The sequence below is a fragment of the Lentzea sp. NPDC037011 genome (assembly GCF_055607425.1).
Window position 1 is genome coordinate 222,648 of the sequence record NZ_JBVJRT010000005.1, and the last position, 14,718, is coordinate 237,365.

Annotated in this window: 15 protein-coding genes; 8 read left to right on the plus strand and 7 right to left on the minus strand. The window is 71.5% G+C overall.

The genetic code is table 11. From position 1 onward, the window contains the following. Position 1 precedes the first annotated feature (1 nt). Positions 2-730 carry a DUF3027 domain-containing protein gene (locus ACZ7CH_RS16545; RefSeq protein WP_360385555.1) on the plus strand — a complete coding sequence of 243 codons (729 nt, stop codon included), beginning with the start codon at positions 2-4 and terminating at the stop codon, positions 728-730. Further along, on the plus strand, positions 727-3,498 hold the full coding sequence (locus ACZ7CH_RS16550; RefSeq protein ID WP_360385557.1) for a sacsin N-terminal ATP-binding-like domain-containing protein: 2,772 nt from the start codon (positions 727-729) through the stop codon (positions 3,496-3,498). The genes ACZ7CH_RS16545 and ACZ7CH_RS16550 overlap by 4 nt, the downstream gene beginning before the upstream one ends. 3 nt (positions 3,499-3,501) lie before the next feature. Here ACZ7CH_RS16550 and ACZ7CH_RS16555 read toward each other — a convergent pair whose 3' ends face one another. From ACZ7CH_RS16555 to ACZ7CH_RS16570, 4 genes are read right to left on the minus strand one after another with little or no spacing between them, the layout of a single operon-like run. After that, the gene (locus ACZ7CH_RS16555; protein WP_470374269.1) at positions 3,502-4,086 is read right to left on the minus strand and encodes a Uma2 family endonuclease; all 585 of its coding nucleotides are present in this window, start codon (positions 4,084-4,086) and stop codon (positions 3,502-3,504) included. A 5-nt stretch (positions 4,087-4,091) separates the two neighbouring features. Next, positions 4,092-5,372 carry an MFS transporter gene (locus tag ACZ7CH_RS16560; protein ID WP_470374270.1) on the minus strand — a complete coding sequence of 427 codons (1,281 nt, stop codon included), beginning with the start codon at positions 5,370-5,372 and terminating at the stop codon, positions 4,092-4,094. Positions 5,373-5,430: 58 nt separating this feature from the next. Continuing rightward, positions 5,431-5,856: a MarR family winged helix-turn-helix transcriptional regulator gene (locus ACZ7CH_RS16565; RefSeq protein ID WP_360385561.1), complete on the minus strand. Its 426-nt coding sequence runs from the start codon at positions 5,854-5,856 to the stop codon at positions 5,431-5,433. Positions 5,857-5,896: 40 nt separating this feature from the next. Next, positions 5,897-7,330 carry an NCS2 family permease gene (locus ACZ7CH_RS16570; RefSeq protein ID WP_360385563.1) on the minus strand — a complete coding sequence of 478 codons (1,434 nt, stop codon included), beginning with the start codon at positions 7,328-7,330 and terminating at the stop codon, positions 5,897-5,899. Between the two features lie 16 nt (positions 7,331-7,346). On the opposite strand from ACZ7CH_RS16570, the gene ACZ7CH_RS16575 reads away from it, so the two are divergent. Then, entirely contained in the window at positions 7,347-7,610 is a 264-nt protein-coding gene (locus ACZ7CH_RS16575; protein WP_360385565.1) for a DUF2530 domain-containing protein, read from the plus strand. Positions 7,611-7,617: 7 nt separating this feature from the next. On the opposite strand, the gene ACZ7CH_RS16580 is transcribed toward ACZ7CH_RS16575, so the two are convergent. Continuing rightward, entirely contained in the window at positions 7,618-8,208 is a 591-nt protein-coding gene (locus tag ACZ7CH_RS16580) for a TetR/AcrR family transcriptional regulator (RefSeq protein WP_360385567.1), read from the minus strand. 81 nt (positions 8,209-8,289) lie between these two features. On the opposite strand from ACZ7CH_RS16580, the gene ACZ7CH_RS16585 reads away from it, so the two are divergent. From ACZ7CH_RS16585 to ACZ7CH_RS16595, 3 genes are read left to right on the plus strand one after another with little or no spacing between them, the layout of a single operon-like run. After that, positions 8,290-8,664, plus strand: coding sequence for a nuclear transport factor 2 family protein (locus ACZ7CH_RS16585; RefSeq protein WP_360385569.1), 375 nt, complete (start codon positions 8,290-8,292; stop codon positions 8,662-8,664). Continuing rightward, positions 8,661-9,422 (plus strand): Rossmann-fold NAD(P)-binding domain-containing protein, encoded by a 762-nt coding sequence (locus tag ACZ7CH_RS16590; protein WP_360385571.1) that lies wholly within the window; start codon positions 8,661-8,663, stop codon positions 9,420-9,422. The genes ACZ7CH_RS16585 and ACZ7CH_RS16590 overlap by 4 nt, the downstream gene beginning before the upstream one ends. Positions 9,423-9,431: 9 nt before the next feature. Then, entirely contained in the window at positions 9,432-10,196 is a 765-nt protein-coding gene (locus ACZ7CH_RS16595; RefSeq protein WP_470374271.1) for an ABC transporter permease, read from the plus strand. Positions 10,197-10,321: 125 nt separating this feature from the next. Here the strand turns inward: ACZ7CH_RS16595 and ACZ7CH_RS16600 are convergent, their stop codons facing one another. Further along, positions 10,322-10,945, minus strand: coding sequence for a superoxide dismutase (locus tag ACZ7CH_RS16600; RefSeq protein ID WP_360385575.1), 624 nt, complete (start codon positions 10,943-10,945; stop codon positions 10,322-10,324). A 91-nt stretch (positions 10,946-11,036) separates the two neighbouring features. Between ACZ7CH_RS16600 and ACZ7CH_RS16605 the strand changes: the two genes are divergently transcribed. Both ACZ7CH_RS16605 and ACZ7CH_RS16610 read left to right on the plus strand, forming a co-directional pair. Next, complete coding sequence (locus tag ACZ7CH_RS16605) at positions 11,037-12,680, plus strand: ABC-F family ATP-binding cassette domain-containing protein (RefSeq protein ID WP_470374272.1); 1,644 nt, start codon at positions 11,037-11,039, stop codon at positions 12,678-12,680. 4 nt (positions 12,681-12,684) lie between these two features. Continuing rightward, positions 12,685-13,095 carry a hypothetical protein gene (locus ACZ7CH_RS16610; RefSeq protein ID WP_360385579.1) on the plus strand — a complete coding sequence of 137 codons (411 nt, stop codon included), beginning with the start codon at positions 12,685-12,687 and terminating at the stop codon, positions 13,093-13,095. Positions 13,096-13,159: 64 nt separating this feature from the next. Here the strand turns inward: ACZ7CH_RS16610 and ACZ7CH_RS16615 are convergent, their stop codons facing one another. Continuing rightward, positions 13,160-14,656, minus strand: a complete 1,497-nt coding sequence (locus ACZ7CH_RS16615; RefSeq protein ID WP_360385581.1) for a glutamate-cysteine ligase family protein — start codon at positions 14,654-14,656, stop codon at positions 13,160-13,162. Positions 14,657-14,718 lie beyond the last annotated feature (62 nt).

Here is a 14,718-nt window from a genome sequence, read left to right on the forward strand (position 1 = left end):
CGTGAACGCCACGCAACTGCTCGCCGACGCCGTTGACCTCGCCCGCGCCGCCGCGCAGGAGGAAGCCGGGTTGGACCGCGTCGGTGCTCATGTGGGGGTGTCCGCCGAGGACGAGTTCTCGGTGACGCACCTCTTCGAGGCCGAGCACGCGGGCTACCGCGGCTGGAACTGGGCCGTGACCGTCGCCTGCGCGGGCGAGGGTTCCCCGGTGTCGGTCAGCGAGGTCGTGCTGCTGCCCGGCCAGGACGCGCTGGTCGCCCCGGAGTGGGTGCCCTGGAGTGAACGGGTTCGCGCCGGTGACCTCGGCGTCGGCGACCTGTTCCCGGCCCGCGAGGACGATCCGCGACTGGTCTCCGGCCACGTCCAGTCCGACGACCCGGCCGTCGAGGAGGTCGCGCTGGAGATCGGCCTCGGCCGTGAGCGCGTGCTGTCCCGCGAGGGCCGGCTCGACGCCGCCGACCGCTGGCTCGCCTCCGACTTCGGTCCCCGCTCTGACATGGCCCGCTCGGCGCCCGCGCACTGCGGCACCTGCGGCTTCTACACCCGCGTGGCCGGTGCGTTCGGCGCCGCGTTCGGCGTGTGCGCGAACGAGATCGCGCCGGCCGACGGCCACGTCGTGCACGTCGAGTACGGCTGCGGCGCGCACTCGCAGGTCGAGGTCGACATGAGCCCCATGGTCCCGGTCGCCGACCTGGTCTACGACGACGCGCAGCTGGACGTCTCGGAGTGACCGACCCGTTCGGCACCGAGGCCCTGCGCACTTCGGTCCTCGCGGCCTGGCGCGGTTCGCCCACCCGGTTCCGCGAGGACGCGAACGCGGAGGAGGACCTCCGCATCGGCGGCTACCGCGATCGCCTGCTGGTCGAGCTGGCCCAGAACGCCGCCGACGCCGCGGGCGAGACGCCGGGTGTGCTGAGGATCACCCTCGTCGACGGGGAGCTGCGCGCGGCCAACACCGGCGCGCCGCTGACCGCCGCGGGCGTGGCGGCACTGGCCTCGCTGCGGGCCTCGGCCAAGGAGTCGGGCGTCGGGCAGTTCGGCGTCGGGTTCGCGGCCGTGCTGGCCGTCACGGACGCGCCGCGCGTGGTCTCGGTGTCCGGTGGTGTCGAGTTCTCCGCCGCCCGCACCCGCACGGAGGTCCCGGAGCTGGCCGCCGAACGCGGCGGTGACGTGCCGGTGCTGCGGCTGGTGTGGCCGTGCGACGAGCCGGTGCCGGACGGGTTCACGACCGAGGTCCGGCTGCCGCTGACCGTCGAGCTGTCGCTCGACGACCTCGCCGCCGAGGTGCCGGACCTGCTGCTGGCGCTGCCGGGGCTGCGCCGCGTCGAGATCGGCTCCCAGTCGTGGGAGCGCTTCGTCACCGCCGACGGCGTGGTGACCGTCGGGACGGCGCGCTGGCTGGTCGAGCAGGTCTCCGGTGAGCTGCCCGCCGAGCTCGTGCAGGGCGTGGAGCACCGTCCGCAGTGGACCGCCACGTGGGCGTACCCGCTGGACGAGCCGCTGGGCGAGGACGTGCTGCACGCGCCGACCCCGACCGACGAGCGCCTGTCGCTGCCCGCCCGCCTGATCGCGACCGTGCCGGTCGAACCCTCGCGCCGCCGGGTGCTGCCCGGTGCCGCCGCGTGGGCGGTGCTGGAGTCGGCCGCGGCCCTGTACCCGCGGCTGGTCGCCCGCGTTCCCGCCGTCGAGCGCACGGCACTGGTGCCGCTGCCCGGTTTCCCGCTGTCCGAAGTGGACGACCGGCTGCGCGCGGCGGTGCTGCGGGCGTTGCGCTCGGCCGAATGGCTGCCGCTGGCGTCGGGCGAGTGGATCGCCCCGGCCCGCGCCCGCGTCCTGGACGTCGGCTCCGAGGAGCTCGTCGAGCTGGTCGAGGACGCCCTGCCCGGCCTGCTGGACGCCGAGCTGTCCGCTCCCGTGCACGCGAAGGCGCTGGCCGCGCTGGAGGTCCCGCGCGTCTCGATCGCCGAGGTGGTCGCCGCGCTGGCGGGCATCGACGGCGACCCCGGCTGGTGGCACGACGTCTACGCAGCCCTCGCACCGCTGGCCGAGGTCGACCCGGACGTGCGCGAGGCCCTGCAGTCGCTGCCGGTGCCGCTGGCCGACGGCCGCACCGTGACCGGCCCGCGCACCACCCTGATCGCCGACGAACCGCTGCCCGGCCTGCGCGTCGTGCACCCGGACGCCGTGCACCCGCTGCTGGTCCGCCTGGGCGCCGTCGAGGCGGGTGCCACCGAGCTGCTGGCCGACCCGTCGCTGCGCGAGAACGTGGCGCGGTCGCTGGAGGACGCCGAAGCGGGCCTCGACGCCGACGACCTGATCGACACCGTGCTGCGCCTCGTCGACCGCGCCGCCCTGCGCGCCGGTGAGGAACCGTGGCTCGGCGCACTGGCCCTGCCCGACGCCGCCGGCGAGTGGCACCGCGCCGACGAGCTGCTGCTGCCCGACTCGCCGCTGGTCGGCGTGCTGGAGTCGGACGCGTTCCCGGTGCTGTCGAAGGAGGTCGCCGACACCTACCCGCGCACCGCGCTGGTGGCCCTCGGCGTCGTCGACGGCTTCACCCTGGTGGTCGACGACGAACCGGCCGGCCCAGACCACGACCTGGCCGACGAACAGGCCTGGTGGACCGCCGGCCCCGACGAACCGGCACGCGTCGTCGCCGTCCGCGACCTCGACCTGGTCGCCGACTGGCCCGCGGCCCTGCGCCTGCTCGCCGCCGACCCGGTGACCTGGCGTGCCGTCACCGAACCCGACGGCTACACGGGCTGGTGGATCGCCCGCCACGCCACGCTCGCGGGCCGCGCCCCGCAGGAGTACCGCCTGCCCGGCGCCACGGCCCTGGAGGGCCTGTTCGACGTCGTGCCGGACCTGGAGCTCCCCGACCACGTGCTGCGCGCCGCCGGCGTCCGCTCCCGCCTGGAGATCCTCGACGACGACGATGCCGAGCTGGTCCTGAGCCGCCTCGCCGACCCCGGCCGCACCATCGCGGACGCCGTGGTGCTCCGCGCCCACGCGGCACTGCCCGATGGCGACTTCGCACCCCCCGCACGCGTCCGCGTGCTGTCCGGCGAGGTCGTCCCGGCCGACGACGTGGTGGTCCTGGACCACCCGTGGCTCCTGGGCGTCGTACCCGCGTCCCGCGTCCTGCTCGCCGAGGGCTCGGAGGAGCTCGCCGACCTGCTGGACCTGGCACTGGCCTCCGAGGAGTTCGACGGCTCACCCGACCACGTCGGTGAGATCGTGCAGTGGCACGACCTCGCGGCCGTGCGGATGGCCTGCGAACTGCTCGAAGTGCCGTTGCCCGACGGTGTCGTGGTGGTGCACGAGCAGCTGCTGGTCGACGGTCAGCGGGTGGACTGGTGGATGGCGGACGTCCCGCACGCGGCCGACACCCCGGAGGGCCTGGCACGGGCGCTGGCGTGGGTGACGCAGCGGTGGGAGGACCGGCACACGTTCGCGGCGCTGATCACCGAACCGACGGCGGCGACCCTGCTGGGCTGACGGTCAGCGCCGGTAGCGGCCCTGTTCCAGGGCGTCCAGCTCGATGCTGATCGCGAACGGCAGGGACACCTCGAGCACGTGGCGGAAGATGCCCGCCGGCGCGTAGGCACGGGTGGCCTCATCCAACTCGTACACGTGGGCCACCGAGAGCCCGTCCTCGTCCTCGACACGCCAGTAGTGCCGGATCCCCGCCTCCGCGTACTTGCGGAGCTTGACGGTTCGATCGCGGTGTTCGGACTCCGGCGACACGACTTCGACGACCAGCAGGACGTCGGTGGGTTCGAACCACGTCCGGTCCCGGACGTAGGGAGCGCTCGACACGAGGAGGTCGGGCTCCGGGCGGTTGCGCTCGTCGAGCCGGATGGTCATCTCGCGCTCGACCAGGACGCCGTCCGGTGCCTGCGCGGCGAGCTCGACGGTGAGCCCGGTGACGATGCGGGCGTGCCACGACCGCTGCGGCGACATCATGAAGACGAGGGCTCCGTCGATCAGTTCGGTGTGGCGAGGGGCCTCGGGCAGGCGGTCGAGATCCTCCGCGTACCAGCCTTCGGGGCGCGGTGGGCGCATCCAGTCAGGCAGAGCCGTCATGTCCATCAGGATAGTGACTTCTGCGTTCCCGCGCACTCAGCCTGATCTGCGAAAACGGGGTCTTCACCCGATCCGCGTTTCTTGGACCACGGCCAAGCAACGTCCCCGCGGCGCACCAGGATCACCCACGCGGTCACCGTCACCAGCACCGACAGGACCCCGCCGACGATGATCGGCGCGCGGCCGTTGACCTCCCCGAGCCACCCCATCAACGGCCCGCCCACGGGGTTGCCGCCCAGGAACACCAGCATGTAGATGCCCATGACCCGCCCGCGCATCTCCGGTTCGACGGCGAGCTGGACGGTGGCGTTCGCGGTGGTGTTGAAGGTCATCATCGCCACGCCGACCGGGATCATCATCAGGCCGGTCAGCAGCATCGTCGGCATGAGGCCGGACACGACCTCCAGCGCGCCGAACACCACACCGGACCCGATGAACACCGACATCCGCGGGGTCTTGCGCCGGGCGGCGACCGTCGCGCCGGCCAGGGTGCCCACCGCGATCAGGGTCGACAGCAGGCCGTAGGCGTCGGCGTCGCCGCCGAAGACGTTGCGGGCCATGATCGCCAGGGTCAGGTAGAAGTTGAAGCCGAACGTCGAGATGAAGAACACCAGCAGCATCACGGTCATCAGGTCCGGCCGGCTGCGCACGTACCGCAGCCCGGACAGCAGCTGGCCCTTGGCCCGCGGCACCGGGTCGGAGCGCAGCAGCTCCGAGGTCCGCATCAGCCACACGCCGAGCACCACGCCGACGAAGCTGACGGCGTTCGCGACGAACACCCAGCCGGTGCCGATCGCGACGATCGCGAGGCCCGCGACCGCCGGGCCGATGATCCGGGCCAGGTTGAACATCATCGAGTTCAGCGCGACGGCGTTGGTCAGCGACTCGCGGCCGACCATCTCCACGACGAACGACTGCCGCACCGGCGTCTCCACCGCGGAGAAGCAGCCGAGCAGGAAGCACAGCACGTACACGTGCCACAGGGCCACGACACCGGTCACGTCCAGCAGGCCCAGCGCCAGCGCGCACAGGCCGAGCGCCGACTCCAGCCACAGCAGCAGCTTCCGCTTGTCCATGCGGTCGGCCAGCACACCGCCCCACATGGACAGCAGCAGGACGGGCAGGAACTGCAGGGACGCGGCGATGCCGAGCGCGACGGCCGACCCGTCGGTCAGCTCCAGGACCAGCCAGTCCTGGGCGACGCGCTGCATCCACACGCCGACCAGCGAGATGATCTGCCCGGAGGCGTACAGGCGGTAGTTGTGGATGCGAAGTGAGGAGAACATCCCGGTACGCCGAGGTGACGAGGTCTCCGCTCCACCACCCGCGTAACCCGACACGTCCTTACTGCCCCGCCATCCTGTCGATGATCTCGGCCGCCCTGGAGAGCAGCTCGCGTTCTTCCGGCCGCAGCTCGGCCAGCCGCTTGTCCAGCCACGCCTCGCGCGCGGTGATCTCGTCCTGGAGGTAGGACAAGCCTTCGCCGGTCAGCTCGACGATCGCTTGACGGCCGTCGGTGGGGTGCGGGCTGCGCGTGGCGAAGCCGAACTCCTCCAGCGCCGCGATCACCCGCGTCATCGACGGCGGTTGCACGCCTTCCTTGGCCGCGAGCTCACCGGGCGTCAGCGGTCCGCACTTGTGCAGTGTGGACAGCGCGGACACCTGGGTCAGCGACACCGCCGAGTTGGTGCGCTGCGCGCGCAGCCGGCGGTTGAGGCGGACGACGGCAAGCCTGAGCCTGCTCGCCAGACCGTGCTCTTCGTTCGCCACGTAGTTAGCATACCTCACGAAAATGGTTTCTCGCCGAACGTCAGGACAGCAGCGCCTGGATCGGGCCCAGTGCGAAGTAGACGACGAACGCCGCCGACACGACCCACATCAGCGGGTGGACGCTGCGGACACGGCCGGTCAGCGCCTTGAGCAGCACGTAGCTGACGAAGCCCGCGCCGATGCCGTTCGCGATCGAGTAGGTGAACGGCATGACCACGATCGTGAGGAACGCGGGCAGCGCCACGGTGAAGTCGCTGAAGTCGATCTCGCGGATCTGCATCATCATCAGCGCGCCGACGACCACCAGCGCCGGTGCGGCCGCCTCGATCGGCACGACCTCGTAGAGCGGCGTGAAGAACATCGCCAGCAGGAACAGCACGCCGGTCACGACGTTCGCGAGACCCGTCCGCGCGCCCTCCGCGATGCCCGACGCCGACTCGATGTAGACGGTGTTCGACGAGCTCGACGCCGCACCACCGGCGACCGCGCCCAGACCGTCCACGAACAGCGCCTTGCTCACGTTCGGCAGCTGGCCGTCCTCGTCGATGAGGTCGGCTTCCTTGCCGAGACCGGTCATCGTGCCGACGGTGTCGAAGAAGTCGGTCAGCACCAGCGTGAACACGATCAACGCCGCGGCCAGCGCGGGCAGCCGCGTCCACGCGCCGAACGACACGTCACCGAGCAGCGACAGGTCGGGGACGCCGAAGACCTGGTCGGGCAGCGCCGGGTAGCCGAGGTTCCAGCCCTTGGCGTTGGTGCCGGCCGACGGTCCCGCCTTGACGACCGCCTCCAGGACGATCGCGAAGATCGCCGTGCCGACGATGCCGATGAGGATCGCGCCCTTCACCTTGCGCGCGAACAGCACGCCCGTGACCACCAGGCCGACCACGAACACCAGCGTCGGCCAGCTCGCGATCGACCCGTTGATGCCCAGCCCGACCGGCACCGTCGTGTTCGCCGCGTCCGGCAGCCTGCGCACGAACCCGGCGTCGACCAGGCCGATGAAGGTGATGAACAGGCCGATGCCCACCGCGATGGCGGCCTTGAGCTCGTTCGGCACGGCGTTGAACACGGCCGTCCGCACGCCCGTGAGCACGAGCAGCAGCACCACCAGGCCGTTGACGAGGACGAGTCCCATCGCCTCCGGCCAGCTGACCTTCGCCGCGACGCTGACCGCCACGAACGAGTTGATGCCGAGCCCCGTGGCCAACGCGAACGGGTAGTTCGCGACCAGTCCGAAGAGGATGGTCATCACACCGGCGACCAGCGCCGTCACCGCCGCGACCTGCCCGACCGGCAGGATGTTGCCCAGCACGTCCGGGTGCGCGCCGGGCCCCGTCGGGGCGAAGCTGCCGATGATCAGCGGGTTCAGCACCACGATGTACGCCATGGTGAAGAACGTCACGACACCGCCGCGCACCTCCCGCGCCACGGTGGACCCGCGCTCGGAAATCTTGAAGAACCCGTCCAGCATCTGGTCTCCTAACCCCGTGTCCGAACGCGACCCCGCCCCCAGCCCGCCGCCGCTGCCGCACCGGCTGGCCGATCCCGTGCCCGTGGTGCTCGGGGGGACGGCGCTGTGGTTCCTCGGTTTTCTCGTGGTGCTCGTCGTCGACCGCTCGAACAGCACCCTGCTCTGGACGACCCTGTGCGGCGGTCTGCTCGGGATCATCGGGTACGGAGTCTTCTACTGGCAACGCGGGGCGGCGAGGCGCGGATCACGCGGGGCGCAGCAGGGCCTCGACGACGCCTAGTCCGGGACTAGCTCGCGCCCAGCGACCGCAGCAGGAACTCGGTCAGCCCGTCGAGGTACCCGTCGTCCACCGGCGCGTGCCGCACCACCAGCCGCCAGTAGATCGGCCCCGCCAGCACGTCCAGCGCCACGTCGACGTCGAGGTCGGCTGGCAGCTCCCCGCGGTCCACCGCCCGCGTCAGCGTCACCGACGCGATGTCGCGCCGCGGCTGTCCCACGCCGACGGCGATGGCGTCCGCCAGCACCGGGTTGCGCCCGCCCTCGGCGATCAGGTCCGGCAGGATCGCCGAGATCCGGTGGTGCGCCAGCCAGTCGTGCACGGCCTGCAGCATCGCGCGCAGGTCAGCTCGCAACGTGCCGGTCTGCGGCACCTCGGCCGCGGGCACGCTCAGCTCCGCCAGTACGGCGATCACCATGTCCTGCTTGGACGGCCAGCGCCGGTACAGCGCGCTCTTGCCGACGCCTGCGCGTTTGGCGACCGCTTCCATGGACAGCCGGCCGTAGCCGGACGCGGCCAGCTCGTCGAGCACCGCCTCGGAGATCGCGGCGGTGACGTGCGGTTGCAGGACGGCTGCTCCGGTGGGGGCGCGTTTGGTCACGCCCTCAGTGTGGACGATACGGTCCCGTCCCGTCTAACGTAGGTCGAGACGAAACCGTATCGTCCTATCCGGAGGGGCGTCGTGCTGGACCGAGCGCTTGACCTGTTGATCAAGAAGGACATGGCCGGGTTCGCCGGGCTGTGGGCCGAGGACGGGCGGATGGAGTTCCCGTTCGCGCCGGAGGGCTGGCCGAGGGAGGTCACCGGCCGGGCGGGCGTCCGCCACTACATGCGCGACTACCCGAAGATGATCGACGTCAGGGAGGTGCTCTGGCAGCGGGTGCACCGGACGGCCGACCCGGCGGTGACCGTGGCGGAGTTCGACCTCGGGGGAGAGCTCGTGGCCTCCGGCAAGCCGTTCCGCAACCGCTACGTCGTGGTGATCACCGAGCGGGACGGGCAGATCGCCGAGTGGCGCGACTACTGGAACCCGCTGGCCGTCGAGGAGCTCTCGTGACCGTCCTCGTCATCGGCGGCACCGGCACGACCGGCAGTCGCGTCGCACAACGGCTCGAAGACCCGCGCATCGCCTCGCGCCGCACCGGGTTCGACTGGTACCGGCCGGAGACGTTCGCGCCCGCGCTGGAGGGCACCGACGCCGTCTACCTCGTCCCGCCCGTCGGCGAGATCGACCCCGCGCCGCACGTCGAGCGGTTCCTCGCCGCATCTGGTGACCGCAGGGTCGTGCTCCTCAGCTCGTCCGCGCTGCCGGACGACCCGAACGCCCGGCTGGTGCGGCAGCTCCCGGAGTGGACGGTCCTGCGCCCCTCGTGGTTCATGCAGAACTTCCTCGGCGACCACGCGGTCGCGCAGGGCGTGCGGCAGGGCGAGATCGTCACCGCCACGGGTGACGGGCGGGTCGCCTTCGTCGACGCCGGCGACATCGCCGCCGTGGCCGTCGCGGCGCTCACCGGGGACGCGCACAACACCGAGCACGTGCTGACCGGTCCGCAGGCGCTCGGGTACGCCGAGGCGGCCGCGATCATCACCGAGCAGACCGGTGTCCGGGTTCGCCACCGCTCGATCCCCGCGGCCGAGCTGGCCGAGCGGCTCGGGCAGCACCTGCCACCGGAGTTCGCCGCGTTGCTCGCCGCGCTGGACGAGGCCATCGCGGGCGGCGCGGAGGACCGGGTGACCAGTGCGGTCGAGGACGTCACCGGGCATCCGCCCAGGTCGTTCGGGGCGTTCGTGGCCGCGCACCGCGACCGGTGGTAAATCCCGTGCATGGTCATCACCACTGACTGGGTCCGGCTGCTGGTCGTCTGCCTCGTGTTCACGGCCGCGGCCGCCGGCGTCGCGTGGGCGACGGGGCTCACCAGGCCCGCACCGTTCGTCAAGGCCGCCGTCCGCGCCGTGCTCCAGCTCGCCGCCGTCAGCGCGGTCATCACGGTCGTCCTGACCCACCTGGGGCTCACCGCCGCGTTCCTCGTCGTGATGGCCACGGTGGCGACCGCGACGGCCGCCGCGCGCACCAAGACCGGCTGGCAGGGCGCGTGGGTCGGGGCCGCCGTCCTGATCGGCACCGTTCCCGCGCTGGGGCTGCTGGTCGGGCTGGGGCTCGTGCCGGTCAAGGGCATCGCGCTGATCCCGATCGGCGGCATCCTCATCGGCGGCGCCATGACCACCACGATCCTGGCGGTCAGGAGGGCGCTCGACACGCTCAGGGACCGGCACGGCGAGTACGAGGCGGCGCTGGCGCTCGGGTTCGCCGAGCCGGTGGCGGTCCGGTTCCTCGTCCGCCAGCCCGCCGCCGAGGCGCTGCTGCCGCCGCTCGACCAGACCAGGACGGTCGGGCTGGTCACCCTCCCCGGCGCGTTCGTCGGCATGCTGCTGGGCGGGGCACCGGTGTGGCAGGCGGGCGCGTTGCAGCTGCTCGTGCTGCTCGCCCTGCTCGCGGTCGAGGTGGCCGCCGTCGCGACCGTGGTCGAGCTGGTCGCGCGGGGTCTGGTGCGGAGGACTTCCCAAGAAGGAGAAGTTAGGCTAACCTAAGTCTCGTCGCTTCGTGGTGGGAGCGGCAGTCAGTTCGGGAACGGACGAGGCCCCCGCTCTGGGCAGAGCGGGGGCCTCGTCGTGTCCGGCAGCGGGGGCTTGTCGGAGCATCCACCGCCGAAGCGTCAGGGCAGCAGCAGGCCGTTGCGGCCGGTGCGCGCCGCCTCGAAGCGCGCGGAGACGTCCTCCCAGTTGACGACGTTCCACAGCGCGCTGATGTAGTCGGCCTTGAGGTTGCGGTACTGCAGGTAGTACGCGTGCTCCCAGATGTCGAACGCGAGCAGCGGCGTGACCGCGATCGACAGGTTCGAGTGGTGGTCCTTGAGCTGCAACGTGATCAGCTTCTGGGCGATCGGCTCCCACGCGAGGACGCCCCAGCCGGAACCCTGGATGGACGACGCGGCGGCGTTGAGCTGCGCGCGGAACTTGTCGAACGAGCCGAAGTGCTCGTCGATGGCGGCGGCGAGCTCGCCGACCGGCTTGTCGCCGCCGTTCGGGCTCAGGTTCTTCCACCACACCTGGTGCAGCGCGTGGCCGGCCAGGTGGAACGCGAGCGTCGTCTCCAGTCCGACGATCGACCCGAAGGCCTCCTTGTCGCGGGCCTCCTCGATCTGCTCCAGCGTGTCGTTCGCGCCCTTCACGTAGGCCGCGTGGTGCTTGCCGTGGTGCAGCTCGTTGATCTCGCCGATGATCGCCGGCTCCAGGTCGCCGTAGTCGTAGTCGAGATCCGGCAGCACGTACTGGGCCATGTCATCTCTCCAATTGCAATCTCTTGGTTCTTGCAACCTACTAGCAACAAGGTCCAGTTAACCAGTTGCCGCGGCCAGTAGCGTCGTGAGCGTGTCCGTGCTGACAGCCAGGAAGATTTCGCTGTCGTTCGGTCCGAGGACCGTGATCTCGGAGGTTGATCTCGATGTTTCGCCTGGTGACCGCGTCGGCCTGATCGCACCCAACGGTGTCGGCAAGTCCACGCTGCTCCGCCTGCTCGCGGGGGAGCTCCCGCCGGAGACCGGAACCGTCTCGGCCACCGGGACGGTCGCGCACCTGACGCAGGAGACCCTCCCCGTGGCCGGGGAGTCCCTGCGCGACCACCTCGCCCGCCGCACCGGCGTCGCGCCCGCGGAGGCGTGGCTGCAGCGCGCGGCCGAGCAGCTGGCCGCGGGCGGCGGCGCGGACTACCCGGACGCGCTCGACCACTGGACCGCCATCGGTGCCGGTGACTTCGACGACCGCGCGGAGGCCGTGTGCCAGCGCCTCGGCCTGCCCGCCGACCTGCTCGACAGCCGTGCGCCGGACGAGCTGTCCGGCGGCCAGCAGGCGCGGCTGCGGCTGGCGGCGGTGCTGCTCACGCGCGCCGACGTGCTGCTGCTCGACGAACCGACCAACGACCTGGACGCCGACGGGCTCGACCTCCTGGAGGCGCACGTGAACGGCCACCCGGGCGCGATCGTGCTCGTCAGCCACGACCGGGAGTTCCTGGCGTGCACCACGACCGAGATCGCCGAGCTCGACGAGTTCACCCACGGCCTCACCGTGTTCGGCGGCGGCTGGGACGCCTACGTCGAGGAGAGGGCGAACGCGGAACGGCGTGCGCACGAGGAGTACGAGAGCTACACGGCCCAGCGCGACTCGCTCGTGCAGCGGTCGCGGCAGACCAGGGAGTGGTCGCGCAAGGGTGCCCGCCGGGCCACGAACGCCAAGGCGCTGAACGACGAACCGGACCGCAACGTCCGGGCCGGCCGCAAGCGCGCCGCGGAGTCGCTCGGCGCGAAGGCGTCCGTTGTGGACCGGCGGCTCGCGAGGCTGGAGGAGGTCGAGGAACCCCGCGAGGCCTGGGAGCTGCGCCTCACCCTGCCGAGCGCGGGACGGGGCAGCTCGGTCGCGTTCACGCTGCGCCAGGCCGTCGTGAGCCGCGGCGACGTGACGCTCGGACCGGTCGACCTCACGATCGGCGCGGGGGAGCGGTGGCGGATCACCGGCCCGAACGGTGCGGGCAAGTCGACGTTGCTGGGCGCCCTGCTCGGCCGCATCCCGCTCGTGAGCGGCGAACGCTCGATCGGGCCGGGCGTCGTCGTCGGCGAGGTGGACCAGCTGCGCGCCGAGTTCAGCTCCAGCACGCCCGTGCTGCGGATCGTCGCCGACGCGACGGGCCTGGAGGACGTCGAGGTGCGCACGCTGCTGGCGAAGTTCCGGGTGGGCGCGGACGCCGTGCTGCGCCCCGCCCGTGAGCTCTCACCGGGCGAACGCACCCGCGCGGGCCTGGCGCTGCTGCAGGCGCGCGGGACGAACTGCCTGGTGCTCGACGAGCCGACCAACCACCTGGACCTGCCGGCCATCCAGCAGCTCGAACAGGCCCTGGACACCTACGAGGGGACGTTGCTGCTGGTGACCCACGACCGGCGGCTCGCTTCGGCCGTGCGGGTGGACCGCGAGATCAACGTGCGTGACCTCCTCACGTTTCCACGCGCTAAGGGTGGAAGATAGGAGCATGACCACCGAGGAGGACTGGCCGGTCGAACAGACCTGGTCGATGCGCAACACCCACTGGCACGCCTATGTGGAGCACACTTCGCTCGACCACGCCTCTCCTCGCCAGGTCCGCCTGGAGCGCACGCCGGAGGAGGTGCTGACCTCGCCCGCCGAGGTGGCCGCCTGGCTCGAGGTCAACCTGCGCAGCGCGACGCGCCCGGAGGAGACCGGCAAGAAGCGGGTGAAGGACGAGCGCGACTTCACCGACTCCAACCGCGTGCACGCCTCGCTGGCCTCGCGCGGCGAGTCGATCTACACGGGGGTGAAGGGCGAGCTGACCCTGGCCGTCGAGGCCGTGACGCCGGAGGAGTGCCGGATCTCGCACGACGGCGCCGACGTCGCGCCGCTGAAGGCGGGCCGCCGCCGCTAGTCGATGCGGTGCTCGTGGCCGGCGGCGCCGTTGACGCCGGCCACAGGGGACGACCGGTGCGGACCTACCCGACGTGCCACGAGTGCACGGGCTCGCCCGCGTGCATCAGCTCCATGTACCGCTTGAGCATCCCGGACAGCGCGGCCTCCCGCGACATGCCGCGTTCCTCCAGCAGCGCAACGGTTTCCCGCTGCCACGACGACCCGGTGCGGCGGGCGAGGCAACGCTGCTCGATCACGCCGAGGTAGCGTTCGCGGGCCTCGTCGGAGACACCGCAGTCGCGCAGCCCCTCGTGCGCCATCGGCAGCAGCCGGCGCAGCACCAGCTCGTCCGGCGGGATCCAGCCGATGCCCGGCCAGTACAGCTGGGCGTTCATGCCGTGGCGTGCGCCGGTGTAGAGGTTCTCCTCGGCCGCCTGGAACGACATCTGCGTCCACAGTGGACGTTCCTGTGCGGTGAGCGCGCGCTGGGTCCCGTAGAAGAACGCGGCGTTCGCCATCGTGTCGAGGACCGTCGGGCCCGCCGGCAGCACCCGGTTCTCCACGCGCAGGTGCGGCACGCCGTCGACGACGTCGTAGACGGGCCGGTTCCAGCGCCAGATCGTGCCGTTGTGCAAGCGCAGCTCGGAAAGCCGTGGCGCACCACCGGCTTCGAGGCTCTCGATCGGGTCCTCGTCGTCGGTTTCCGGCAGCAGGCTGGGGAAGTAGCGCACGTTCTCCTCGAACAGGTCGAAGATCGACGTGATCCACCGTTCACCGAACCACACGCGCGGGCGGACGCCCTGGTTCTTGAGCTCGTCCGGGCGGGTGTCGGTGGCCTGCTGGAAGAGCGGGATGCGCGTCTCGTGCCAGAGCGCCTTGCCCAGCAGGAACGCGGAGTTCGCCGCGATGGCGACCTGCACCCCGGCCAGGCACTGCGCCGCGTTCCAGTGCGCGGCGAAGTCGGTCGGTTCCACCTGCAGGTGCAGCTGCACCGACGTGCACGCCGCCTCGGGCAGGATCGACTCCGCGTAGGTCAGGAGCTTCTCCGGGCCCTTGCCCGGCATCGCCGGGCCTTCCATGTGCAGCACCATCTCCTCGCCGCGTGCGGCGAAGATGGTGTCGTTGAGCAGCGCGTACCTCGGGCTCTCCGAGAGCCACTTCCGGTCGAAGTGCCGTTCCCTCAGCGTGGGCAGCACACCGATCATGGCGAGGTTGGCGCCGACGTCGTTGGCCTTGGCGTCGGCGTTGTCGAGCGAGGTGCGCAGCTCCTCCTCCAGGCCGAGCATCTCACCGCCGGCCAGCTCGCGCGGCGGGACGTTGATCTCCAGGTTCTGCTGCCCCAGCTCCAAGGTGTAGGAGGGGTCGTCGATCTTCTCGAGCACCTCGGAGTTCGTCATCGCCGGCCGCATCGCGTCGTCGACGAGGTTCAGCTCGATCTCGAGACCCATCTGCTGACGGGGAAAGGAGAACGTGTCTTCTGCGAGCATCGTCGCCAAGGCGTCCAGACTCCGCTGCATCTTCGAGCGGTAACGCTGACGATCGTCTCTGGTGAACGTGCGGCTGGACACTTCACTTCCCATGCCGCTACCCCTTCGCTCGGCGCCGGTGGGCGCGGGCCAGGCGGAACGCCCAACTTGACACA

Bases quoted from the DNA above. Each gene is read 5' to 3' on its own strand.
- ACZ7CH_RS16555 (WP_470374269.1), bottom strand. From the start codon at position 4,086: ATGACGGCTCTGCCTGACTGGATGCGCCCACCGCGCCCCGAAGGCTGG.
- ACZ7CH_RS16560 (WP_470374270.1), bottom strand. From the start codon at position 5,372: ATGTTCTCCTCACTTCGCATCCACAACTACCGCCTGTACGCCTCCGGG.
- ACZ7CH_RS16570 (WP_360385563.1), bottom strand. From the start codon at position 7,330: ATGCTGGACGGGTTCTTCAAGATTTCCGAGCGCGGGTCCACCGTGGCG.
- ACZ7CH_RS16595 (WP_470374271.1), top strand. From the start codon at position 9,432: ATGGTCATCACCACTGACTGGGTCCGGCTGCTGGTCGTCTGCCTCGTG.
- ACZ7CH_RS16600 (WP_360385575.1), bottom strand. From the start codon at position 10,945: ATGGCCCAGTACGTGCTGCCGGATCTCGACTACGACTACGGCGACCTG.
- ACZ7CH_RS16610 (WP_360385579.1), top strand. From the start codon at position 12,685: ATGACCACCGAGGAGGACTGGCCGGTCGAACAGACCTGGTCGATGCGC.
- ACZ7CH_RS16615 (WP_360385581.1), bottom strand. From the start codon at position 14,656: ATGGGAAGTGAAGTGTCCAGCCGCACGTTCACCAGAGACGATCGTCAG.